The sequence below is a fragment of the Rhizobium sp. O111 genome (assembly GCF_055616315.1).
Genome location: NZ_JBSHXL010000005.1, coordinates 171,451 through 194,117, shown reverse-complemented (window position 1 = coordinate 194,117; position 22,667 = coordinate 171,451). Strand labels below are relative to the sequence as shown.

The window sequence follows — 22,667 nt, the reverse complement described above, 5'->3', positions numbered from 1 at the left end:
TCAGTATTCCAGTCTCGGATCGATGGTCATCGCGATAAGATCGACCAGGATGTTGATCACCACGAACATCACGGAAATGAAGATCGCGACGCCCTGGATGAGCGGAAAGTCGCGCTGTTGAACGGCATTGATCGTCAGGAGCCCAAGGCCCGGATAGTCGAAGATGAACTCGACCACGAGGACGCCGCCCAGAAGCATGCCGAGTTGCACACCCAGCAAGTTGATCAACGGGACCGCGGAATTGCCCAGCACATGCGAGAAGATCGTGCGCCCGCGGCTCAGGCCTCTAACAGCAGCAAGCTGAATGAAGTCTTCGCGCAACACCTGAGCGACAGAAACGGTCAACGTACGCAGGATGAACGGCGCAATCTCCACCGCGAGCACGATCGCGGGCAGAATGGTGTATTCGAAGCCGTTGTAGCCGATCGCGGGCAGAAGCCTGAGCTTCACCGACAGAAAGAGCGTCAGCACGATGCCCAGCCAGAAGTTCGGGGTCGAGACGAAGATCGACCCCAATGCGAGCGCGAGTTTGTCGGGCCAGCGACCCTGATAGAGCCCGCCGGCAAGGCCGAGCGGAACAGCAACGAGCAACGCGATGACCAGTGCGACGGCTGCGAGCTGCAGGGTCATCGGGAGTGTATCGAGAATGAGATCTAGGACCTTCGCCCGCTCTTCGCGTGTCGGGTCGTTATAGGCCGAGCCGGCCAGGCTCGCCCCGCTCTTCGGCCTGACGAACGACGTGCCAAGATCGCCGGTCGCCAAATGGCCAAGATAGGAGACGAATTGCAGCGGGATGGCCCGATCGAGACCAAGTTCCTTTGCCTTCATCGCCACGACCGCATCAGGGGCCATGCCGCCGACGATAAGGCGCGCGGGGTCACCCGGCACCACACGCAACAGCGTGAAGATGATGAATATGACGAGAAGGATGATCAGGCCCCCCTGCAGAAGCCGTCTCATCAGGAATGATAGAAGGAACATGTACTTACCCTAGTCTGTCGGGGCCAAGGCGGCCACTGCCAGGCAGTGGCCGCAGCGCTGGATCAGGCCAATGTCGCCTTGTTGGCGTCCATCATACCATTCGGGTAGATGTAGAGACCACTCAGGCCATCACGCATGCCGTGGATGAAAACGGACGTGAAGAGAGAAAATGATGGCGTCTTCTCCGCCAGCAACGGCATCAGCTCGGTCTGAATGACCTTCTTGCGTTCCTCGGGCTTTGAGGCGTTGCGCTCTTTGTCGAGGGCAGCATCGATTTCCGGATCCTGGATGCCGCAGATGCGGTGCGTCGTCGAGTGGAAATGGGTCCTCAGCACCAGATCGGGTTCCGGCGAACCCGTCGACCAGCCGCAGTCGATCATATGACCGGGCCCGCCGCCGGGACGATCGTAGAGCGCGTCACCCCAGGCCGCGACTTCCATGACGTTGAGCTTGACGGGGAAGCCCTGTTCCTGAAGCATCGCCGTGATGGCCTCGGCATATTCCTTGGTCTTCGGGTAGAAGCCGACCGACGTGATGTATTCGAGTTCGGGCAGACCTTCGCCCTTCGGGAAGCCGGCTTCCGCCAAAAGCTTCTGGCACTGGTCCGGATCGAACTTCGGATAGTTCGGGATATCGACATAGCCGAACTTGACCGGAGACACGTAGCAGTTCGACGCGTGACCGGAAACGCCGAGAATATCGTCGATCACCGACCGGTCGATCGCGTGGCACACGGCGCGACGCAGTCTCCAGTCGTTGAAGGGCGGCTTCGAGCAACGGAACCAAAGATACTTGTTCTCGACCGAGATCGCCTTGTGAAGCTGGAAGCCGCCGGTCTTTTCGATCGTTTCGACCTGTTCGGCTTCAAGGCGTTCGATAAGGTCGGCCTCGCCATTCAGAAGCGCCAGTGTCCGGGTCGTCGCATCGCCGACGAAGCTGAAATGCAGTCCGGGAATCGTCGGCTTGCCGAGGTAGAAATTGTCGAAGGCCTCGAGAACGGTCGTGTTGCCGTCCTGCTTGACGAACTTGAAACCACCGGTGCCGTTCGGCCGGGCAGAGAGCGTCTTCGGGTCGGCGACGTCCTTTGCCGACATGATCGGCAGGAAGGAGGACAGGAACCAGAAAAGGCTTGCGGGGTAGCCGGCCTTGTCGGTCTTGACGCGCGCGACGTAATCGCTGACGACTTCGACTTCACAGGGACCGGGATACCAGGCGGCCGGTCGGTCGGGGCGACTTGCATACTCGAATGTCGCCTTGACGTCTTCGGCCCTGAACGGCTTGCCGTCGTGGAAGGTGACGCCTTCGCGCAGCTTGAATTCGAGCGTGTGCTCGTCGATCAGCTTCATCTCGGTCGCCAGTTCCATGACGAGCTCGTCAGGCTTTTCCGGCGTCATCGGTGCGCGGGTTAGATAACCGAACACAAAGCTCTCAAGGTTGATCTGCGCCAGCGTCGTGTGAGAAGACGGATCCCAGTTGCCGGTCAGAGTTTCGGCCGAGAGAAATTTAAGGACCTTGTTTTCCGCGGCATTGGCCGGGTTGACCAGGAACTTAGTATTGAGGATAGGCATGCCAAGTGCGATGCCCGCAAGCGCCGAACTCTTTAAGAGCGATCTTCTATTGAACTCCATGACGACATCTCCACAGTTGATTTGCTGGGCGTTCCCCACCCCATCTTGTCGCCAGCAACGACAAGTGGAGGATTGTTGTTTTTGAAAAGATGGTCCTCGGCCTGCTGGCAGAATGCCATGACAAGCGCATCGGCGTGGCGACGGCCGACGACCTGCAGGCCAACGGGCAACCCGTTGACGGTCAGGCCGCAAGGCAACGAGGCTGCCGGGTTGCCGGAAAGATTGAAGGGATATGTAAAGGGCGTCCAGCCCGTCCACGCGAGGACTTCCGAGGGCGATTGGAACCCTTCGGGCGCCTCCCGATCCGCCGCAAACGGCTCGACCGGGATGGTTGGCAAGAGGAGCAGGTCGACGTCCTCAAAGAGTGCGTGCACGCGACCAGCAAATTCCGCGCGCGCTTTCGCAGCCGAGAGATAATCCTTAAGATCGTAGCGTGCCGACGCTTCGACGAGCGCACGGAAACCGCTGCCAAAATCGGAAAGATCCGACTGGGACCCATAGGCGACGCCCCGGCCGGCAACCCAGAGTGTCTCGAAGATACGGATCGGATCTTCCCAGTCCGGGGAAACCGAACGAACATCGATAGTGAGCGCCTTGGTGAGCGCATCGACCGCTTCGCGCACGACCCGGTCGATTTCCGGCGCGACTTTGAACCCGAAGAGGCTTGGTGCAAAACCAATCCGGAGGGACTTTGTCGATCGCGTTTCAGTGTAATCTGCTCCGTCGTCCGGCAGCGCCTGATGGTCTCGCGGATCGGGCCCCTTGGCAATATTGAACAAGAAAGCGCTATCCTTTGCCGTGACGCTCATCGGACCGGCGTGGGACAGCATCTCCGTCGCGCTCCAGGGCCAAGCCGGAACGCGCCCCAGCGAGCCCTTCATGGCAAACACACCGCAGAAAGCTGCCGGGATGCGCACGGAACCGCCACCATCGGACCCCAATGTGAAGGGAACCATTCGGGCCGCGAGCGCAGCACCCGAACCCGAGCTCGAACCACCACTTGTGAGCTTGGGGTCCCATGGATTGCGCGTCGGGCCATAGAATTCGGAAAAGCCGGAACCGGACCACCCCATTTCGGTAGTTGTCGTCTTGCCGATGATGATAGATCCGGCGTCAATCATCCTCTGGACGATCGGCGCCGTCATCTTGGGAGCGAAATCCTTATAGGCACGAGATCCGCGCTGGCATAGCTGCCCTTCCACGAAGAAGAGGTCCTTCACGCCCATCGGGATACCATGAAGAGGACCACGGAACCGACCTTCGGCTGCCTCGCGATCGCAGGCCCTCGCTTCTTTGAGGGCCTGTTCTTCAAACACCTGGCTGAAGGCATTGACGATGGGGTTCAGCCGCGCAATGCGCGCCAGGCATTCCTGAACGAGCGCTTCGGATGTGAGCTTGCCGGAAACAATTGCTGAGCTGAGCGAAAGAACTGAAAAATCCACGATTGCGATCTCCTTGGAATGTGGATTTATGTGGATATTTTGCGTTTGTCAACACACCCGATGAGGGTTTTTCAATTTCCGTAGCTAAGAAAATCGCCATGAGAGTGATCGCGGCTGACAGCACAAGCGTCGACACAGGATGGGAATTGGATAAAATGCTCTGAGGATCTGCCTTACAAAAAGGCATATTTTGCAGGCATTTTGCCCATGTTTTCGGCAACAGTTAGAAATCGGCGTAGCGAACGAGGGGCCGTGACGTGGCGAAACCTCCACCGCGACAGAGGGCTACTTTATGCAATGTTGATATCATGTTGCTTTTATTGTTTTCGTTGTTATTGTGTGGATATCAACGGAGACTGTTATGGGTAAATTGTCGTTGCTCGCCCCTGGCGAGTCTGCAATCGCGATCGAAAACAAGGCCGCGCTCGGCAAGTTTGTAATCGTATGCGAGCATGCTTCACACCTGATCCCGCCTTCACTCGGCGACCTCGGCCTTGATGCGTCTGCGCGTTCAAGTCATATCGCCTGGGATCCGGGCGCCCTGGAACTCGCACGATATCTTTCGTCATCTCTCGATGCGGTCCTCTATTACCAGCGCTTTTCGCGGCTCGTTTACGACTGCAATCGCCCGCCGGAGGCAGTGTCTGCAATTGTTGGCAAAAGCGAGATCTATGACGTTCCGGGAAATCAGAGCATGCCGGAAGCAGATCGCCTGACGCGGATCAACGAGATTTATCTACCCTTTCGTGATGGACTGTCCGAAATTCTCGCCTCTCGCAAGGCCCAGGGGCGCGGGACGATGCTCGTCACAGTCCATAGTTTCACCCCCGTCTATTTCGGCAAGAAGCGCGAGGTCGAGATCGGGATATTGCACGACAGCGACACGACGCTCGCAGATGCAATTCTCGCGGAATTCGAAGGGGCCGATCGCAAGTATGTCGTCATGCGCAACCAGCCATACGGTCCAGCCGATGGGGTCACGCACACGCTCGTCGAGCACGGCATCGCGAACGGTATTCCAAATGTCATGATAGAGGTGAGAAATGACCTCCTGGTGGCCGCGGATGACCAAGCTGCGGTTGGCAGCTATCTCTCCAGGCTCATTGGAAAGGCAGCCTCGACAGTGAAGGCCGGGCAAACGGTCAGTTGAAGCCGCCTCGGGCAATCGAGTTCCGAACGCCTCATGATCCATGGCGGATCCGAAATGCTTCGGTCACGGCTTGCATCGTCCGGAGGCACCTTAGGAGCACAAGCCCTTCGATGAATGGACCGCGCGCGCCCAAGCCAGGAGTGGCATGGATCGTGCATAGCTTTCAGGAGGCATGGCGCCCGCACTGCCCAGTTCGGGCTGGACTTACAATCTTGAAGGTAGCTTCGCCCTTGCGCAAGAAATGGGCTGCCTGATACCCACGAGCGGAGATAAAATGTATTCGATCATACTTGGACGCGAGCGCCATGTCTTCGCCGACCTGAAATCGGTCATGGCCTGTGCCTCGCCACTCAAGTCAGGCGATGTGCTTGCGGGGGTTGCAGCGTCAAGCAACGAGCGGCGGGTCGCTGCCCGCTGCCTGCTTGCCGACATGCCGCTCAAGACATTCCTGGAGGATCTGTTGATCCCCTACGAAGTCGACGAGGTCAGCCGGTTGATCATCGATCGCCACGACCCAATTGCCTTCGCGCCAGTTTCACATATGACGGTCGGCGAGTTTCGCAATTGGCTTCTCTCCTACGACGCGACAACCGAAAGGCTGGCAGCACTTGCGACGGGCCTCACGCCGGAAATGGTCGCGGCGGTCTCCAAGATCATGCGCAATCACGATCTGATCACCGTTGCCGGTAAATGTAACGTGGTCACTGCCTTCCGCTCCACCATCGGCCTGCCGGGCAGGCTGTCGAGCCGGCTCCAGCCCAACCACCCGACCGACGATCCAGAAGGCGTCGCCGGTTCGACACTCGACGGCCTTCTCTACGGAATCGGCGATGCGGTGATCGGCATAAATCCCGCCACCGACAACCTCGATGCCTGCACCAGGTTGATGGTCCTTTTCGACCGGCTGCGCGAGCGGTTCGAGATTCCCACCCAATCCTGCGTGCTGACTCATGTCACCACTTCCATCAAGGCGATCGAGGCCGGGGCGCCGCTCGATCTTGTGTTCCAGTCGATTGCCGGCACTGAGGCTGCCAACAATGGTTTCGGCGTCGATCTCGCCGTTCTCAGGGAAGGCAATGACGCCGCGCTGTCGATGAAGCGCGGCAGCGTCGGAAACAACGTGATGTATCTGGAGACCGGTCAGGGCAGCGCTCTTTCGGCAGATGCACATCACGGCGTGGATGAACAGACGGTCGAGGTGCGGGCTTACGCAGTCGCACGTGAACTCCGCCCGCTGCTCGTCAACACCGTGGTCGGTTTCATCGGACCGGAATATCTGTTCGACGCCAAACAGATCATTCGCGCCGGGCTAGAGGATCATTTCTGCGGAAAACTGCTCGGTGTGCCGATGGGGGTCGATGTCTGCTATACCAACCATGCCGAGGCAGACCAGGACGACATGGACAATCTGATGGTGCTATTGACTGTCGCGGGCGTCAGTTTCATGATTGCCGTGCCCGGCGCTGATGACGTCATGCTTAACTACCAGAGCCTGTCTTATCACGATATTGTCGGCCTCAGGCATCAGTTCAATCGTCCGCCGGCGCCCGAATTTGAGGCTTGGCTCAATCGCATGGGCATGCTTGATCACTCGGGCCGGCTGGCGCCCGCCAGCGCCTCGGGCCAATTCTCTCGCAATCTCTTGAGCTACGGGGTGTCCGCATGAGTTGGGGTCGAGACCCGTTTGAGCGCTTCCGCCATTCGACACGCGCCCGGATTGGACTCGGTAGAGCGGGCGACGCGTTGCCGACCTCGGCAATTCTGGATTTCCAGCTGGCCCATGCGAAGGCCAGGGACGCCGTGCACGGTCAAGTGGATTTTGTCGCCCTCGCCAAGCAGCTTGCACCGGTATCAACGATCCGGATCAGGTCCTGCGCCACGGATCGTACCATCTACTTGTCGCGCCCGGATCTGGGTCGCCAGCCGCTTGCAGCCGATCTTCCAATGCCAGGGGATAGCCATGACATCGCGTTCGTCATCGCGGACGGGCTTTCCGCCTCGGCGGTCGAGCGTCATGCCGTTCCGCTTTTCAAGGCATGCATGAAGCGTCTTGGCGGCTTCAGTGTCGCCCCGGTGATTTTGGGCGAACAGGCGCGGGTAGCATTCGGCGACGAGGCGGCGGCGGCGTTCGGTGCGGAGGTTGCAATCGTCCTGATCGGCGAGAGACCGGGGTTAAGCGTGCCTGACAGTCTGGGTGCCTACATCACCTTCCGCCCCCAGGCAGGACGGCGCGACAGCGAGCGTAACTGCATTTCGAATATTCACGCCGACGGGCTCGGCTACGAGATTGCCGCGGATAAGATCGCCTGGATCGTCCGGGAGGCGCTGCGCTTGCAGTTGAGCGGTGTGGCGCTTAAGGAGGGTGCCGAGAGTTCGGCAAAAATCTCTTCGAACCCTGGGCAAGAATGAAGCCTGAGGCGCGATCACCGAGGGCTGTCCTGACGCTCCCCTCTCGTTCGGTGGGCGAGCCTCTTGGAATCACCCCGAGTGCGAAAGGTTCACCGTTCGGATCGGGGAGGGCAACTCGGAACTCTTGCCTAGCCACCTGCTTGACGGCAGCTTTGTCGGCAATGGCCTTGGTCACACCCGACGCCATCCGCGGTGCTGGGGAGGCAAACCGGGCGAGAGGTCCGACCGGCCGACGAGATCGCAAAGCCGTGCGGCCTCACCCCGCGCGCGAGGCGCTCGCCGCGTTGCTCGCTTTGCCATCGCTGCATTCTGCTGATGATTTGGTCTATCAGGTTGACTGCCGTATTGACCTCGGCAAGGCGGACCGACTGTTCGCGTGCCGACGTCGCGCTCGAGTCCGCGTCATGATTTACCGTGACGATATAGCCTTCGATGGTCTTCAGCACCTGACCGGTTTCGCTCGCCAGCTTGACGCCACTCTGGACTTCCGCAGGCGTGAACTGCGCCCAGCGCTCTGCGAGAGTGTGGTCGCACGGGGTGCAATCAAGCTCCAGGAGACGATCATGAAGCTTCCCAGAGTCATTACGACAATAAGACCGAAATCCGCACAGAGGTGCAATATTCGTGTTCCTTGAGTTAAGCCGAGCGACATGGTTGGTCACATCATTGTCGGTAGGTGGCGGTGAGAAGATCTCGAAGCATACGGTTCAGCACGCAGACGTCGGCGGACTGTTGTCGCGCTTCGCCTAAAGGCATGAAAGTCGCGTTTCAACGAACAGGCTCGATCGAACCAGCGACCCAACGTTAATGATTACAAACTGCAAACCGTAACCCTTAAAGGTAAACATTTCCAAAGTTTCATTTGTAGCGATTTTGAATTTTTCATGTGTAGAAGCGTTCCTGATATCAAGTTATAGTCCTCGCAATCGATCCACCATAGAAAGATTGCTCATCTGAGCTTAAGGAATTCAATTCTTCCTCAGATATACTTGGAGCCACGCGGGCCATCTAACTGACTTCTAGGTTTTGATGAACACCATGTCCCCTCAATGGCTTTGAGACCGCACCGGATGCTCATTGAGTTTTGAAATCAGCACCGTTACCGAACTTTCCATCCTGGCTGGCTGATCACACACGATTGGAAAGCGAGGGGAATAGGAGTGGCAAGCATGCCAACCGACGACATTGTAATGTCCGATCCCGGAATGGCTGCTGTTGACACGTCTGTCCCTACGCGCTTCCAGACAGATCTTCGCCAGTTCAGTAACCTGCTGGACGAGAGCAATATTGTGGAATGGGTCGTAAACCACGCCGCAAATCGCAATGCGTGCTTCGGACAAGACCAACTTAAGATTTCGGCGGCTCGGGCACTCACGCACTACAAACGGCCGGTACAAGAAATCGACCTGCTATTCCAACAGGTCGTCGCAAGCGACAAACTGACCCGGCTTGATTCTCCAGATGGCCAACCTCTCTACACCTCTACAGAGCTGAGAGCTGCGGAACAGAATACTGTACGTCATGTCACCAATCTTTCCGCAGAAGAAAGCTTCGGCGTTCCGGGAACCATTGTTGATATGGTCGCCGATAGAGGCATTTTCACACCGGAGCTCAGAGGAGCATTACATTATCTGTCTAGGCGAAATCGAGCTTCCACTATGGTGGGCGTAGCGGGTTCCGCAAAAACAAGTGTACTTGGAGCCCTGAACGAAGCGGTGGACAGGTTCAACGAGGAAGCGCTCCCGACCGAGAAAATAAAGTTGATTGCCTTCGTACCCACCAACCGGGCGGCCCAGGAGCTTCGTGAGAAAGGTCTTCGCGACGTCGCGACGACTTTCAAGGCGAAAGACCGCACCATCGGAAAAAATACCATCGTCGTGATCGACGAAATGTCGATGGCCAAGACGCAGGAGATCGCGCAACTAATCGAGACAGTTGCAAATGCCACTTCCTATCACCCAACCGAAAGGCCGAAACTGATATGTGTGGGAGACGATCGGCAACTGCCCCCTGTTGGACCTGGTGATCTGCTTCCGATTATTATGGAGCAAGCCGGCTGCTATGAACTCGTCCAGCCGCTTCGACAGCTCGACGCGCGGTCGCGAATAGAAACAGAAAAGCTCGGACGTGACATACGACGCGATGCCAAGAGCGCCGTCGGGCACTATCTCACAGCGCTCGAACAAATGGGCCTCGTCCATTTCGTATATGCTCCTCCTAGCGGCTCAAACGTCAGGGCGTCAGACCAGATCACTGACCGCATGCTGGAGGAGATGAATAGAGTTTGCGACCGATATCCGGTGTATGATCGTCTTGTGATGGCACACTCCAACAGGAGCGTTAATCGCGCCAATATCGCTCTTCATCAGAGGTTTGTTGACAAATCCGGATTGCAAGACCAGCAAATGAGTGTGTGGTCAAGCGTAATAGATAGTGGAAGTTCGGAATCTGGAATAGATGAGGGTTCGTCGAGACGCGTTCAGCAAAGGATTAATCTCGTCTTGGGAGACAGGATTATATTCAGCGAAAACCGTCTGCAAGCGGACATCCGCAATGGTACTTTTGCAACTGTAGTCGGACTTAATAGCACAGAAGCTTCCCGAGCTGAGAATGGCACATCTGCTGGGGTTCGCATTACTGCAAGGTTAGACGGATCTGGACGAACCGTCACTTGGACCGATAGCGAGTTTAAGGGTTTTACCTACGGCTATGCTGCTACAATTTATAAGAGTCAGGGGGCCACAGTTGATCACGCCATTCTCCTCTGTGATGGTGCTCTTTCAGATAAGCTGACCTATGTCGGCCTGACGAGGCATCGCAGTCGTCTCGACGTCATTGCTTCTCCCCTCGTGGCAAACAATGTTGAGGCTCTCAGTGCAAAGCTCACTCAGCAAAGCGCGCCAAATAATTCCATTCAATTCCCAGCGCTCGAACCTGCTGCCTTCCAAGAGCGCTCGTCGGTTTCGAACGCGCACTTGCTAAGGCCGCTCGACCAGATGGAAATCTCTCCAACGACGCCGCTTTCCTTCCAAGGCAGACAAGAAAGCTCCTTCGGGGAGAACCAGCTGCACGAACCATCCACATCGGATGTGGAAATGCCGGAAAGCGCGGACCTTTACCCGAGCGCCATTGACTTCGAAGTTTTCCAGTCTTCTGTCATCACGACTGAAGAGCAAATGCAACCGGAATTCTGCGGGTCGGAATCGACGGCTAACACCTCAGCCCACGAAAGCCACCAAGTCACGATCGCAACGGTAACAAACCTGGGGATAGCGATCGAGAAACGGAAACGAGCGGCGGCAAAGGAAGAAATCGATTCTCGCAAAAAAATGGCCCGTCACTCAGTTAGTTCTGCCGAGGAAGTTGAAGATATCACTTCCCTGTTCGAACGATTGAAACTGGCAACCTCGGTCACCAACACAGTTCAACCGACGTATGCGGACGTCGATCATATCATCGGTACTGATGGCCGAGTGGGTCCAATACCGCACCGGGAAGATGATCCGGGATCAAATTGGGAATTGTCGTCAACGAACGCCCCCTCAAACGTCTCAGAGAAACGATCGACCAAAGACTCAGGAGAAAAAAATATGGCTTCGAATGACCAGAAAATGCAAGGCGCTGACTCTGCAGGCAGCGAGCGTCATTTTTCGCAGACTTCCATTGTGGAAGCCCTGCAGGCTGGCGATCACAAGAAGCTCGTGGAAACGCTCGCCGCAACCGGCTCCCTTGTCGAGAAGGCGGACGCCGGGTCGGCGCTGAAAGCAATGGCGGATGCTTACGAAAGGGATATCAAGGCAGATCCCGAAAAGGTCCGCATGCTCTATGCCAATCGGCGCGTTGATGTAGATGCGCTGGCCAAGGAGATCGAAAAACAGGGCCTTGCATCCGGTCGCCTGAGTGGCGACCCTGTCAGCTTCAAGGCGTTCAACAACAAGGATATCCGTTTCAGGGTCGGCGACAGGCTCAGCGTCACCAGCAGCTACAGGAATCTCATTGCCGGTGAAGCCGGCCGGATCGAAAAGATCGAAGGCAAATCCGTTACCTTCAAACCCGATGGCAGCAGTCAGAGCAAGACCTTCGAGGCCAGCACCGGCGAGCCGGGTGACAGGGGCGTCAAGGGCTACAAAATCGAAGGCCCGATGACGGTCATCGGCTCCGCCTATGAACTTACGCGACATGATGACGGCAAACGTGTTGACCAAATCTATCTCTTGAACGACGCTGCCCATGGCATCAACGCCAATAGCGCTTTGCTGAGCAAGGCCGACGAGCGGACGCAGCTTTTCACTTCGCTCAAGGACACCGCCGACAGGGACATCTTGGCCAGGCAACTGGGAAAGCCGGGCAGCGAGCTCTACCAGGACAAATTCCCAGCCTTGCCGGACTACACAGCCGCCATCGATCGGATTGCAAAACGCCAGGAAGTTGTCGCGGCACGTGGCGAGGAGAAAACTTCCGCCCCGATAGACCTGGCGCCCCAAACGCCGCCCGACGCTGCCGATGCGGCAGTCAATAACCAGAAAAGAATCGTCGAGGCCTTGCAGGCAGGCGACCACAAGAAGCTTGTGGAAACGCTAGCCGCAACCGGCTCCCTTGTTGAGAACACAAATCTCGTATCAACGTTGAAAGCGATAGCGCAGACTTATGAAAGAGACATTAGTGCGGACCCCGAGAAAGTCCGCGCTCTCTACGCCAACAAACGTGATCATGTAGATTTGCTTGCCGAAGAGATCGAAAAGCAGGGCCTTGCATCCGGTCGCCTGAGTGGCGACCCTGTCAGCTTCAAGGCGTTTAACAACAAGGATATCCGTTTCAGGGTCGGTGACAGGCTCAGCGTCACTAGCAGCTATAGGAATCTCATTGCCGGTGAAGCCGGCCGGATCGAAAAGATCGAAGGCAAATCCGTTACCTTCAAACCCGATGGCAGCAGTCAGAGCAAGACCTTCGAGGCCAGCACCGGCGAGCCGGGTGACAGGGGTGTCAAGGGCTATAAGATTGAGGGGCCCACGACAATCATCGGCTCCGCCTACGAAATCAGAAATCACGACGATGGCAGGCGCGTCGATCAGGTTTATGTCTTGCACAGTGCCATTTTCGGCTCAAATGCCGCGAGCGCCCTGTTGAGCAAGGCCGACGAACGAACCCAGGTTTTCACCGTGCAAAGCGACACGGCTGACAGACACATCTTGGCCAGCCAACTCAGCAAGCCTGGCAGCGAGCTCTATCAGGACAAATTCCCAGTCTCGCCGGACTACGCAGCCGCGATCGACCGGATCGCGAAACGCGAGGAACTTAGGGCCGGACGTGGCGAGGAAAGTCCTACTGTTCAAATGGAGCCGGTGAACCAAACGCCCTACGAGGCGGGACATTGGACGCCTGACAGTCAAAAATCTGTGGTGGAAGCCCTGCAGGCTGGCGATCACAAGAAGCTCGTGGAAACGCTCGCCGCAACCGGCTCCCTTGTCGAGAAAGCGGACGCCGGGTCGGCGCTGAAAGCAATGGCGGATGCTTACGAAAGGGATATCAAGGCAGATCCCGAAAAGGTCCGCATGCTCTATGCCAATCGGCGCGTTGATGTAGATGCGCTGGCCAAGGAGATCGAAAAACAGGGCCTTGCATCCGGTCGCCTGAGTGGCGACCCTGTCAGCTTCAAGGCGTTCAACAACAAGGATATCCGTTTCAGGGTCGGCGACAGGCTCAGCGTCACCAGCAGCTACAGGAATCTCATTGCCGGTGAAGCCGGCCGGATCGAAAAGATCGAAGGCAAATCCGTTACCTTCAAACCCGATGGCAGCAGTCAGAGCAAGACCTTCGAGGCCAGCACCGGCGAGCCGGGTGACAGGGGCGTCAAGGGCTACAAAATCGAAGGCCCGATGACGGTCATCGGCTCCGCCTATGAACTTACGCGACATGATGACGGCAAACGTGTTGACCAAATCTATCTCTTGAACGACGCTGCCCATGGCATCAACGCCAATAGCGCTTTGCTGAGCAAGGCCGACGAGCGGACGCAGCTTTTCACTTCGCTCAAGGACACCGCCGACAGGGACATCTTGGCCAGGCAACTGGGAAAGCCGGGCAGCGAGCTCTACCAGGACAAATTCCCAGCCTTGCCGGACTACACAGCCGCCATCGATCGGATTGCAAAACGCCAGGAAGTTGTCGCGGCACGTGGCGAGGTCAAGCCGATTGAGCGCACCGAAGCGCCCGAAATACCCCAGGTTCAAGCTACTATCGTTGGCGAGACCTCGATCATTCGGTTGCCCGATCGGATAAAAACCAATCGCGAGAAGCCCCAAGAACTTGATGTAGTCTCGAAAGAAGGGCACGAAACTACAGGTAGTCTGAGGCAGAGTGTCCAAGAGAGTAATGCAGCACCAAAACAGACTTCGCCGAAGGCGGCAAATGACGTGGATCGGCTGACACGGGATTTTGACGAGCGCATCCGCGTCCGCGGGGATGGACGTGGACTCTAAGTAAAAGAGGGTGCGTAACGCGCACCCTCTTCCACTCGCTGTCCCTGTATCCGTTCTCTGTCGCGAGAACGTCGATCACCTTTTCGGAACTCTTTCCAGATCTGCTTGAGGTTCCGTTGCCGGAGAAAGCATTGGCGAGGATTGCTGGGATCCGGCGGACGGCGATGCGATGTGCCGGTTCGGTGACCAATTCCATCAGAGACCGGCCGACGTATGGCCTGCCGAAGTGGAAACGGCTGATCAGCTTGCGAGGCCGAGCTACTTCCCCGGCAAGCGTCGGGTTCGGGGCATTGTTTTCCTCGACCATGGCGGTATTTTGCTGAGTTGCCCGGCTAAACTAGGCTTTGGCAGCCTGTTCTTTGAGGTCATGCCGTCACTGGCGATGTCATCGCGCGATCCGCACGCTCGGCGACACGAAACGGAAAGCGACCAGGCAGGGATGCTGCTGTCGTCGCCGAAGCACTCGTCAATATCCGAACTCCCTTATGCCGAAGGCGGCAAAGCAGGAGTTCTAAAAGAAAGTGCTATAACGATCCCGTCAACATCGAAAGCAGTAGGCCGTTCGTCGCGCAGACGGCCGATTTGCATCTGTTTGCCTGGCGCCGCCTCAAAGCGGACTATCGCCCGCCAATGTGCTTTTAGCTCTCCCCGTCAATCCTGAACTTGACGCTAAACTGAACTCAGGCCGGTGCTGGTTCCATGCTCATTCGCCAGCTCCTGGCCAATCACAACCGCGCTGCCGTCATTCCGGAAAAAGCACACGTGTACCTATTCATCAAGCGCGGCTCTGCCGCCAGGAGCCGTAGCACGCGAATTGATGTCAAATGAAACCAAACTGTCAAAGGCGGGAATTTGAATTTCGACATAAATATCAGTACTCATAAATTATTAAAGCACAAATTTAATGTTTTCCCTCATATTGCAAATTCTGAATGCGGTTTGATAAAGTTATTCTACGAACCAATACTATCATACGTCGAAAGCGTTAGCACTTTTACTTCGACGTTTGTTCTTTTTGCAATGCGCGCGGCGCAGCCAATGCCGAATGAAGCGTCTTGATCATGAGACCGTGTCGCGTCACCCCCGCTGGTTTTGAAAGAAGCGAGATGCACATGCTTATCTATCTTATCTATGGACCCACCTGTAGCGGAAAAACCGACTTGGCAGTACAAGTGGCCCGAGAAACGGGTTGGCCGGTAATAGCGCTCGATCGGGTACAATGCTGCCCCCAAATCGCTACCGGCAGTGGACGTCCTTTGGAATCGGAACTGCAATCCACCGAGCGAATCTACCTGGATTCGCGCCCACTCGCTGAGGGTGTGATCGATGCAGAGGCGGCTCATCGTCAGCTCATCTCAGAAGTAGAGAATCGCCGGACCTCTCCTGGTCTCATCCTCGAAGGCGGTTCGATTTCCCTTCTGAACTGTATGGCCACGGACACTTATTGGGAAGCCGATTTTAGATGGCATGTAAGGCGACTTCGTCTTGCGGCTCCAGATGTTTTCCTGCCGCGAGCAAGACGCCGGGTGACGGAAATGTTTGCTGTCAAGGACGAGCGCCGATCTCTGCTGCAGGAACTGACGGATCTCTGGAAGCAGGAGGCGCTCCGGCCGATACTGGAGGACATCGACGGGTATCGCTGCGCAATCCGGTTCGCCAAGGAACATGATATCGGGATTCGCGATTTGTTGCGTCTCGATTTGACGCGACAGCAGGCGCTGATCTCGGCCATCGCCGACGAATATTTTGATCATGCGCAGTGGCAGGAGCGCGACTTCCCTGATTGGCAGGAGGGCGGAAACGTTCGCCTCACTCCTCGGGTGGCATCAAACGCTAACTGAGTGTCGGAAGTTAACGTCGCGAAACGAAGAGATTTGTGATGACCCTACCGGCCAATCAATCGCCTGAATGGTCATATTGTGCAACGAACTCGGGGAGGCCACCGGCACTGCTCCAAAATCCGAGATTCATCATTCCGATACCCCACTGCATTTGGCCTTTTCGGTCTACATTTTCAACGGTGACAACAAGCTGCTAGTGACGCGCCGGGCATCTGATAAGATCACCTGGCCCGGTGTTCTTTCCAACAGTTGCTGTGGACACCCGCAACCTGGCGAACCGTTGACCGAGGCTATCGAGCGCCGGGGTCACGAGGAATTGCGGATACGTGCAGACGACATTCGTCTTGTGCTGCCGGAATTTTCCTATCGCGCTTCAATGACGAATGGGATCACCGAAAACGAGTTGTGCCCCGTATTCGCTGCACATTGCAAAACCTCCGGCGTCAACCCCGATTTGAATGAGGTGTCAGCGTGGGAATGGGTGCATTGGCAATGGTTTTTCGAAAGCGTACAGGCTGAGCGCTTGTTGGTGTCACCATGGTGTCGTGCACAAGTCGACCTGCTCGCACCACTTGGTGCGAACCCATCGCAATGGCCCGTAGCGGAGGAGCGGCGGCTACCAAAAGCTGCCAGAACGAAGATTGACGTTCAACTTAAGGTTTCTTAGCTAAGCCGCTCCCGGGCGTGGAGCTCGTAGGGAGTTTCTCAATTCGGGAAATAGCTGGCCTTCAAGAAGTTCGTTTTCTCAATTGGAGGAGCGTTTGAGATATTGCGTCTTTGCGGGTTCAAGCAACGGCCAAAATCCGGCCTATGTGAGCGCAGCAAACCAACTTGGCAAAGCTCTGGCGAGATCGGGCATCGGATTGGTGTACGGCGGCGCTTCGATTGGTTTAATGGGTGCTATTGCGGACGCGGCCCGAAGCGATGGCGGAGAGGTTATCGGCGTCATTCCCCGCGCGCTGGCCGAGAAGGAGATCGCACACACCGATCTTGCTGATCTACGCGTTGTCGAGACCATGCACGAGCGCAAAGCGCTGATGACGACGCTGCCGGATGGTTTTATCGCTTTACCAGGAGGATTGGGAACCCTCGAAGAGCTGTTCGAAGTATGGACATGGGCTCAGTTGGGTTACCACAATAAGCCCTGTGCACTGCTGGACGTAGCGGGCTTTTACAAAAGGCTAGATTCCTTTCTTGATCATATTGTTGGCGAAGCATTCTTGACAGCAAGTCATCGCAACATCCTCCTCGTCGAAGAGGACGCCGAGGTGCTCATTTCTGCCATGGCAAAAGATAGTGCCACTTGAAAGTTACGTTCAGAAGAGAGCGATTTTAGGCTACTCCGACGCTAACTGCGCGCTTTGCAGGTTACCTGAAACGTGTTGTCCAAAAAGCGAGATGGCACTACGAGCGCTGGTCCCCCCTGTGTTGGCTCTGTTTATTTTGTAACGAAATTGCTGTGGCAAACCGTAGCCGATTTCATATTTCTTGTTTCTCGCGGAATGTCGGGCTGAAAAACGTTCATCAAGAGGACTGATGCGATAGGCCACAGGGGGGCGATGCATGAGAAGGACGTCGGATGAGGCTGCAGCTACCCGGAGGCGGATTTTACGCTCTGCCGAGGCTGTGTTTATCGAAAAAGGATACGATGAAGCCTCCTTGCAGGAAATTGCCGCCGAAGCGGCCGTAACAACCGGCGCCATCCAGTGGCATTTCGGACAAAAAATGCACATTCTACTGGCCTTGCGCGATGAGTTATGCTGGCAGGCAAGAAAGCTCGGCAGCCTTCACGACGCAGGGATGGTTGAGGAGCCATTAAAGGCAGTCGCCGAGTTTGCCACATCAGCCATTAACCACTTTGCTGACAATGAAAACTGCAGGCGGATTTTCCAGATCTATGATAAGAAAGTCTCCGATACAGTGGCCTTCCATAATGAAGACCGCAAGTTTCAGCAGGAAGTGCGGGCTACGTTAGGGAGCGTTTTCGGATCCGCAGAGACGAGAAAGGAATTACTAGCTCCTTGGACCTCCGACACTGCGGCATATACCTTTTGGTTTGCAATGCGAGGAACGTTTCAGACCTGGCTGGAGGATGATTCGAGGTTTGACCTGAAGTCCGATGGCATGCGTATCGTTCAAACGATGCTTTCCTCGTACCAGCGCGCCGATTTGGTCACTGGATAAAACAATCGGAGTTCGCTCGCTTTTCCTCATCGCCCAAGCGTTTTCCGATACCGCGGTTCAGCACCGGTGACCTTTAATATTTCCAGCTTTGGACGTCGTGGTTGATATGTCTCACGGATGAAGGCTCGTATACGGCCGGGCCAGGTGTCACTAAACATCCTGGACCAGTTTAACCAGATGCAAAATCACGGATTGTTTTGGAAAAGCTAACCCAAGTGCATCATGCCGGCGTCTAGGGTAGGGGATCACCCCTCTTCCTGCAAATGTGCCATGAACACTTCTGCTGGGGTTTTTTATCCGAGGCATTTTCGCGGTTGATCCTTGAGATGGCGGGCAAGGTGGGTCAGGTCGCGCTGAGAGACGGCTGCAAGATCGGTATCACCTGGCATGAAGCGGCGAATGCGCTTGTTGGCATTTTCCACCGCACCTTTCTGTAGGCGTTCAGGTCCTTGTTGAAGAGAAGGACGCGGCTCGTTTGGTCCGGCTGAACGCGGAAATCCGAACACACCTGCGCCGCACCGCCGCCGATCGACGACGCTGCGGTATCGCGAAACCCGAGACTCGACAGCACAGGCCCGAGTTCCTTTGGGGCAGTACCCAGTATCAGGATGCCGATCCGACAGATAAGCTGCGGCGAGCTTATGTCCACTAAAGCCGCGATTTCGGAAAGGCTGAGACTGGAAGTGGGCCAGGACGCCGCCTCCTCGCTGATTTTCGACACGCGCGTACGGTGACGAATTCCGTATGATGTTCCACCTGCGTGCGCAAATTCTCACTGTGACACGGGTCGGTGGATATGCCGCGCGCACCATCCTGCGTAATCGGACCGGAGCGCATGACCGCAACATGCTCAACGAAGGCCGGACCGGTGAAGTAGATAGACGGCCGGGCATGGAGCTCAGCATTGAAATCCGTCGACATGTAGTTTCGCCCTACGAGGGGAAAACACTCCTGATGCAGGCCAACCGAACGAGCCTCTGTTTCAGATCAGTTGCCGTTCGAAAGGTGAGCTTTTGCGAGTGCTTCCTGTGCCGATTTTGCGTTAAGCGCGGCAAGCGCGCGTTCGACATGATGCGCAATTTCAGAGACGGTTTTGCCTTGAAGCAGAGCGATTTCGGCGAGCGTTTTGCCGCGAGACAGCCACCGAAGGCATGCTAGTTCTAATGGACCGGGCAACACAAACTCCATGACCACATCGCCGACCTTCAAACTCAATCATCCCCGTCACCGAGCCAGCGGGCGCGCACCGCTGGAAACTCGATTGACGACGACTCATCCAGTTCTTTTTGAGGAGGCCTCGCTGCACATGCGGCAGCGACAGAACGAATGCCAATCGGCCCGTAGTTCTCAACCAGGTTGACCGCCTCGGCTTGCCTGTTCTCGATATTTTGCCTGTTCAACTTGGTATCCTCAGGGTGTTCATTTTCCCGTTCAAAGTGGCAGCAACTCGACGACGAACGCCGTCGTCGGGCCGTTTGCCCGAAGAACGACTTTTTCGGCGCGATCCAGGTGAAGGGCATCGAGGCTTTCCAGTCGCTCCCCGGAATTCTTTAGCGCGCAGCCGGACATCACGATGACGAACACCACCGCGACATCCGATCCGACCTCCAATTCGCCATCAAGCCTGCACCTCGCAACGCGATGACCGAAGCGTCCCCTCCGGCTCATGACATTGAGGTCGCTGATAGGGCCATCCACCAGTCGAGCGGTGGTCGGGACGTCCGCTCGAAAGGTAAAAGGCGGACTATTCTGAGAGCAGACGGTGGCGGGCTCCCCGGCAATCGCGAGTTCTATCCCCTCCCCCGTCAGCACGCTCAACGTCCGATCGACTTCATCGAATGTCGAGAAAGGCCCATCGAGAGCGACCGTCGCGGTGCTGATGCGCCAGTCGAAATCGTCGACCGACGCATCCGGAGGGGAGACGGCGATCTCCACCGTCTCTCCCTTGCCGTTCTTCCACATCGTGCGCTTGTACTGCGCGGAACGCAGAACGCGCATTTGCTTCAGTTCCCGAGAATGCCCGGCAGACGCAGGCCTTTGTCCTTGGCGCAGTCGATGGCGATCTCGTAGCCCGCATCGGCGTGGCGCATGACTCCGGTCGCCGGGTCGTTCCAGAGAACGCGCTCCAGCCGCTTGGCGGCATCGTCGGAGCCGTCGGCGCAGATGACAACGCCCGAATGCTGGCTAAAGCCCATGCCAACGCCGCCGCCATGGTGTAGCGACACCCAGGTAGCCCCCGATGCGGTGTTGAGCAGTGCGTTGAGCAGCGGCCAGTCGGAGACGGCGTCAGAGCCGTCCTTCATCGCTTCGGTCTCGCGGTTGGGCGAGGCGACCGATCCGGAGTCGAGATGGTCGCGACCGATGACCACGGGTGCCGAAAGCTCGCCGTTCTTGACCATCTCATTGAAGGCCAGCGCCAGGCGATGACGGTCGGCGAGGCCGACCCAGCAGATGCGAGCCGGCAGGCCCTGGAAGGCGATGCGTTCGCGGGCCATGTCAAGCCAGTTGTGCAGGTGCCTGTTGTCGGGCAGCAGGTCCTTGACCTTGGCGTCGGTCTTGTAGATGTCCTCCGGATCGCCGGAAAGGGCGGCCCAGCGGAACGGACCGATGCCGCGGCAGAAGAGCGGGCGGATATAGGCCGGAACGAAACCCGGGAAGGCGAAGGCGTTCTCAAGACCTTCCTCCTTTGCGACCTGGCGGATGTTGTTGCCGTAGTCGAGCGTCGGCACCCCGGCATCCCAGAAGGCAACCATGGCTTCGACATGGACTTTCATCGAGGCGCGGGCGGCAGCCTCGACGGTCTTCGGGTCGCTTTCGCGCTTGGCCTTGTGCTGGGCAACGGTCCAGCCGATTGGCAGATAACCGTTGAGCGGATCATGGGCCGAGGTCTGATCGGTGACGATGTCGGGGCGTGGACCACCGGCCTCCATACGCCGCACGAGCTCGGGGAAAATTTCCGCGGCATTGCCCAGCAGGCCGACGGATTTTGCCTCGCCGGCTTTGGTCCAGCGCTGGATCATCTCGAGGGCCTCGTCGAGCGTCCTTGCCTTCTCGTCGACATAGCGGGTGCGAAGACGGAAATCGATGCGGGTCTCATCGCTTTCGACGGCCAGGCAGCAGGCACCTGCCATGACGGCGGCGAGCGGCTGGGCGCCGCCCATGCCGCCGAGACCGCCGGTCAGGATCCATTTGCCTTTGAGATTGCCGCCGTAATGCTGGCGGCCGGCCTCGACGAAGGTTTCGTAGGTGCCCTGCACGATGCCCTGCGTGCCGATATAGATCCACGAGCCGGCCGTCATCTGGCCGTACATGGCAAGGCCCTTCTTATCCAGCTCGTTGAAATGGTCCCAGGTTGCCCAGTGCGGCACGAGGTTCGAGTTGGCGATCAGGACGCGCGGCGCATCCTTGTGGGTCCGGAAGACACCGACCGGCTTGCCCGACTGAACGAGCAGGGTCTCATCCGCATTGAGCGTCTTCAGCGTCGCCGCAATCGTTTCGAAGTCGTTCCAGGTGCGTGCCGCCCGGCCGATGCCGCCATAAACCACCAGCTCGTGGGGGTTTTCAGCCACATCAGGATCGAGGTTGTTCATCAGCATGCGCAGCGGCGCTTCGGTCATCCAGCTCTTGGTGTTGAGCTCCGAGCCGCGTGGCGCGCGAACTTCGCGGATATTGTGTCGAGGATTGGTCATGGTCAGTGGCTCCCAATATTCACTTCTTGAGTTCGGATGCGGCGCGCTCGAGGTTGGTCAGAATGTCCCTGAGACGGGCGCGGATGCGCTCGGCTTTTGCGGTGTCATAGGAAAATGGCGGTTCCTCTGCCGAAAGATGAGTCGATTGCGCCAGTTCCATTTGGATCGCGTGGACGCCGCTTTCGAGCGTGCCGTAATGCCTTGTGGTCCACCCTCCCTTGAACCGACCGTTCAACGTGCGTGTGTAGCCATCAGCATTGCGAACGACGTTAACGACGGCCGCCGCGACTGCGGGATGACACGACTGCCCGTCATTGGTCCCGATATTGAAGTCGGGCAACGTTCCCTCGAACAGGAAGGGAATGTGCGAGCGGATTGAGTGACAGTCATAGACAATGGCCAAGCCGTGAATTGCCTTCACCCGCTCGATCTCTGATTGGAGGGCGGTATGGTAGGGTGAGTGGAAAGTAGCGACTCGTTGAGCGATATCGTCGTCTGTCGGTTCCGCACCGGATTTCCAGATGGCTTCACCATCAAAGTCCGTTTTGGGGATAAGGCCAGTGGTGTTCTGCCCAGGGTACAAACTCGCCCCTTCCGGATCCCGGTTGGCATCAATGACGTAGCGATGAAACATCGCTCGAACGACTGTGGCTTTCTCTAAAAGACCATCGTACAGATTATGTATATACCAATCGGTATCGATCAGCTGCCGGCCATTGTCGTTCAACCGCTCCCAGATCTCGCTCGGAACATCGGTACCGGTATGGGGCATTGCTAGAATAACCGGAGAGGTGCCGTGGCGAACTTCAAAAACACTCATGATTTCTTCTCTTCTACGACTAGCGAATGGAGGTGAAAGAACCA

General features: G+C 57.0%; 16 protein-coding genes and 2 pseudogenes. 10 read left to right on the top strand and 8 right to left on the bottom strand.

The features are described from left to right. From ACVTFQ_RS33805 to ACVTFQ_RS33795, 3 genes are all read right to left on the bottom strand, one after another. Positions 1-981, bottom strand: coding sequence for an ABC transporter permease (locus ACVTFQ_RS33805; RefSeq protein WP_077768150.1), 981 nt, complete (start codon positions 979-981; stop codon positions 1-3). Between the two features lie 62 nt (positions 982-1,043). Continuing rightward, positions 1,044-2,609, bottom strand: a complete 1,566-nt coding sequence (locus ACVTFQ_RS33800) for an ABC transporter substrate-binding protein (protein ID WP_012475946.1) — start codon at positions 2,607-2,609, stop codon at positions 1,044-1,046. Beyond that, positions 2,582-4,051 carry an amidase gene (locus ACVTFQ_RS33795; protein WP_202048391.1) on the bottom strand — a complete coding sequence of 490 codons (1,470 nt, stop codon included), beginning with the start codon at positions 4,049-4,051 and terminating at the stop codon, positions 2,582-2,584. Before ACVTFQ_RS33795 ends, ACVTFQ_RS33800 begins: the two co-directional genes overlap by 28 nt. A gap of 361 nt (positions 4,052-4,412) precedes the next feature. Here ACVTFQ_RS33795 and ACVTFQ_RS33790 point away from each other — a divergent pair, with 361 nt between their 5' ends. From ACVTFQ_RS33790 to ACVTFQ_RS33750, 9 genes and pseudogenes are all read left to right on the top strand, one after another. Beyond that, the gene (locus ACVTFQ_RS33790) at positions 4,413-5,201 is read left to right on the top strand and encodes an N-formylglutamate amidohydrolase (protein WP_012475944.1); all 789 of its coding nucleotides are present in this window, start codon (positions 4,413-4,415) and stop codon (positions 5,199-5,201) included. Positions 5,202-5,442: 241 nt separating this feature from the next. Continuing rightward, positions 5,443-6,867 (top strand): ethanolamine ammonia-lyase subunit EutB, encoded by a 1,425-nt coding sequence (locus ACVTFQ_RS33785; protein WP_077768183.1) that lies wholly within the window; start codon positions 5,443-5,445, stop codon positions 6,865-6,867. Continuing rightward, on the top strand, positions 6,864-7,610 hold the full coding sequence (gene eutC, locus ACVTFQ_RS33780; protein WP_012475942.1) for an ethanolamine ammonia-lyase subunit EutC: 747 nt from the start codon (positions 6,864-6,866) through the stop codon (positions 7,608-7,610). Before ACVTFQ_RS33785 ends, eutC begins: the two co-directional genes overlap by 4 nt. 618 nt (positions 7,611-8,228) lie before the next feature. Further along, a pseudogene (locus ACVTFQ_RS33775) lies at positions 8,229-8,357 on the top strand (IS110 family transposase); the annotation flags it as partial. Positions 8,358-8,779: 422 nt separating this feature from the next. Further along, on the top strand, positions 8,780-14,089 hold the full coding sequence (locus ACVTFQ_RS33770) for an ATP-dependent DNA helicase (protein ID WP_116979322.1): 5,310 nt from the start codon (positions 8,780-8,782) through the stop codon (positions 14,087-14,089). Positions 14,090-15,201: 1,112 nt separating this feature from the next. Next, positions 15,202-15,930, top strand: a complete 729-nt coding sequence (locus tag ACVTFQ_RS33765; protein WP_077768184.1) for an isopentenyl transferase family protein — start codon at positions 15,202-15,204, stop codon at positions 15,928-15,930. 76 nt (positions 15,931-16,006) lie between these two features. Next, the gene (idi, locus tag ACVTFQ_RS33760; protein WP_309546945.1) at positions 16,007-16,597 is read left to right on the top strand and encodes an isopentenyl-diphosphate Delta-isomerase; all 591 of its coding nucleotides are present in this window, start codon (positions 16,007-16,009) and stop codon (positions 16,595-16,597) included. Positions 16,598-16,691: 94 nt separating this feature from the next. Next, a complete protein-coding gene (locus ACVTFQ_RS33755; RefSeq protein WP_077768185.1) occupies positions 16,692-17,237 on the top strand; it encodes an LOG family protein in 546 nt (181 codons plus the stop codon). 256 nt (positions 17,238-17,493) lie between these two features. Further along, complete coding sequence (locus tag ACVTFQ_RS33750; RefSeq protein WP_077768155.1) at positions 17,494-18,114, top strand: TetR/AcrR family transcriptional regulator; 621 nt, start codon at positions 17,494-17,496, stop codon at positions 18,112-18,114. Positions 18,115-18,407: 293 nt separating this feature from the next. Here the strand turns inward: ACVTFQ_RS33750 and ACVTFQ_RS33745 are convergent. Next, positions 18,408-18,548 (bottom strand): annotated as a pseudogene (locus ACVTFQ_RS33745) (IS30 family transposase); the annotation flags it as partial. Positions 18,549-18,858: 310 nt separating this feature from the next. On the opposite strand from ACVTFQ_RS33745, the gene ACVTFQ_RS33740 reads away from it, so the two are divergent. Further along, positions 18,859-19,272, top strand: coding sequence for a hypothetical protein (locus ACVTFQ_RS33740; RefSeq protein WP_161596397.1), 414 nt, complete (start codon positions 18,859-18,861; stop codon positions 19,270-19,272). A gap of 53 nt (positions 19,273-19,325) precedes the next feature. On the opposite strand, the gene ACVTFQ_RS33735 is transcribed toward ACVTFQ_RS33740, so the two are convergent. The 4 genes from ACVTFQ_RS33735 to hutG are packed head-to-tail and all read right to left on the bottom strand — an operon-like array spanning position 19,326 to position 22,623. Next, on the bottom strand, positions 19,326-19,514 hold the full coding sequence (locus ACVTFQ_RS33735; protein WP_077768157.1) for a hypothetical protein: 189 nt from the start codon (positions 19,512-19,514) through the stop codon (positions 19,326-19,328). Positions 19,515-19,545: 31 nt separating this feature from the next. Beyond that, a complete protein-coding gene (locus ACVTFQ_RS33730) occupies positions 19,546-20,112 on the bottom strand; it encodes a HutD/Ves family protein (protein WP_012475936.1) in 567 nt (188 codons plus the stop codon). A gap of 5 nt (positions 20,113-20,117) precedes the next feature. Further along, positions 20,118-21,803, bottom strand: a complete 1,686-nt coding sequence (gene hutU / locus ACVTFQ_RS33725; RefSeq protein WP_012475935.1) for a urocanate hydratase — start codon at positions 21,801-21,803, stop codon at positions 20,118-20,120. Positions 21,804-21,822: 19 nt separating this feature from the next. After that, positions 21,823-22,623, bottom strand: a complete 801-nt coding sequence (gene hutG, locus ACVTFQ_RS33720) for an N-formylglutamate deformylase (protein WP_077768158.1) — start codon at positions 22,621-22,623, stop codon at positions 21,823-21,825. Positions 22,624-22,667: the final 44 nt, after the last annotated feature.

What these genes read in the sequence shown, in the direction of transcription:
- ACVTFQ_RS33740 (WP_161596397.1), top strand. Translation starts at nt 18,859, where the DNA reads ATGATGTTCCACCTGCGTGCGCAAATTCTCACTGTGACACGGGTCGGT.
- eutC (WP_012475942.1), top strand. Translation starts at nt 6,864, where the DNA reads ATGAGTTGGGGTCGAGACCCGTTTGAGCGCTTCCGCCATTCGACACGC.
- ACVTFQ_RS33765 (WP_077768184.1), top strand. Translation starts at nt 15,202, where the DNA reads ATGCTTATCTATCTTATCTATGGACCCACCTGTAGCGGAAAAACCGAC.
- hutU (WP_012475935.1), bottom strand. Translation starts at nt 21,803, where the DNA reads ATGACCAATCCTCGACACAATATCCGCGAAGTTCGCGCGCCACGCGGC.
- ACVTFQ_RS33770 (WP_116979322.1), top strand. Translation starts at nt 8,780, where the DNA reads ATGCCAACCGACGACATTGTAATGTCCGATCCCGGAATGGCTGCTGTT.
- ACVTFQ_RS33805 (WP_077768150.1), bottom strand. Translation starts at nt 981, where the DNA reads ATGTTCCTTCTATCATTCCTGATGAGACGGCTTCTGCAGGGGGGCCTG.
- ACVTFQ_RS33785 (WP_077768183.1), top strand. Translation starts at nt 5,443, where the DNA reads ATGGGCTGCCTGATACCCACGAGCGGAGATAAAATGTATTCGATCATA.
- hutG (WP_077768158.1), bottom strand. Translation starts at nt 22,623, where the DNA reads ATGAGTGTTTTTGAAGTTCGCCACGGCACCTCTCCGGTTATTCTAGCA.
- ACVTFQ_RS33790 (WP_012475944.1), top strand. Translation starts at nt 4,413, where the DNA reads ATGGGTAAATTGTCGTTGCTCGCCCCTGGCGAGTCTGCAATCGCGATC.
- ACVTFQ_RS33730 (WP_012475936.1), bottom strand. Translation starts at nt 20,112, where the DNA reads ATGCGCGTTCTGCGTTCCGCGCAGTACAAGCGCACGATGTGGAAGAAC.
- ACVTFQ_RS33800 (WP_012475946.1), bottom strand. Translation starts at nt 2,609, where the DNA reads ATGGAGTTCAATAGAAGATCGCTCTTAAAGAGTTCGGCGCTTGCGGGC.
- ACVTFQ_RS33750 (WP_077768155.1), top strand. Translation starts at nt 17,494, where the DNA reads ATGAGAAGGACGTCGGATGAGGCTGCAGCTACCCGGAGGCGGATTTTA.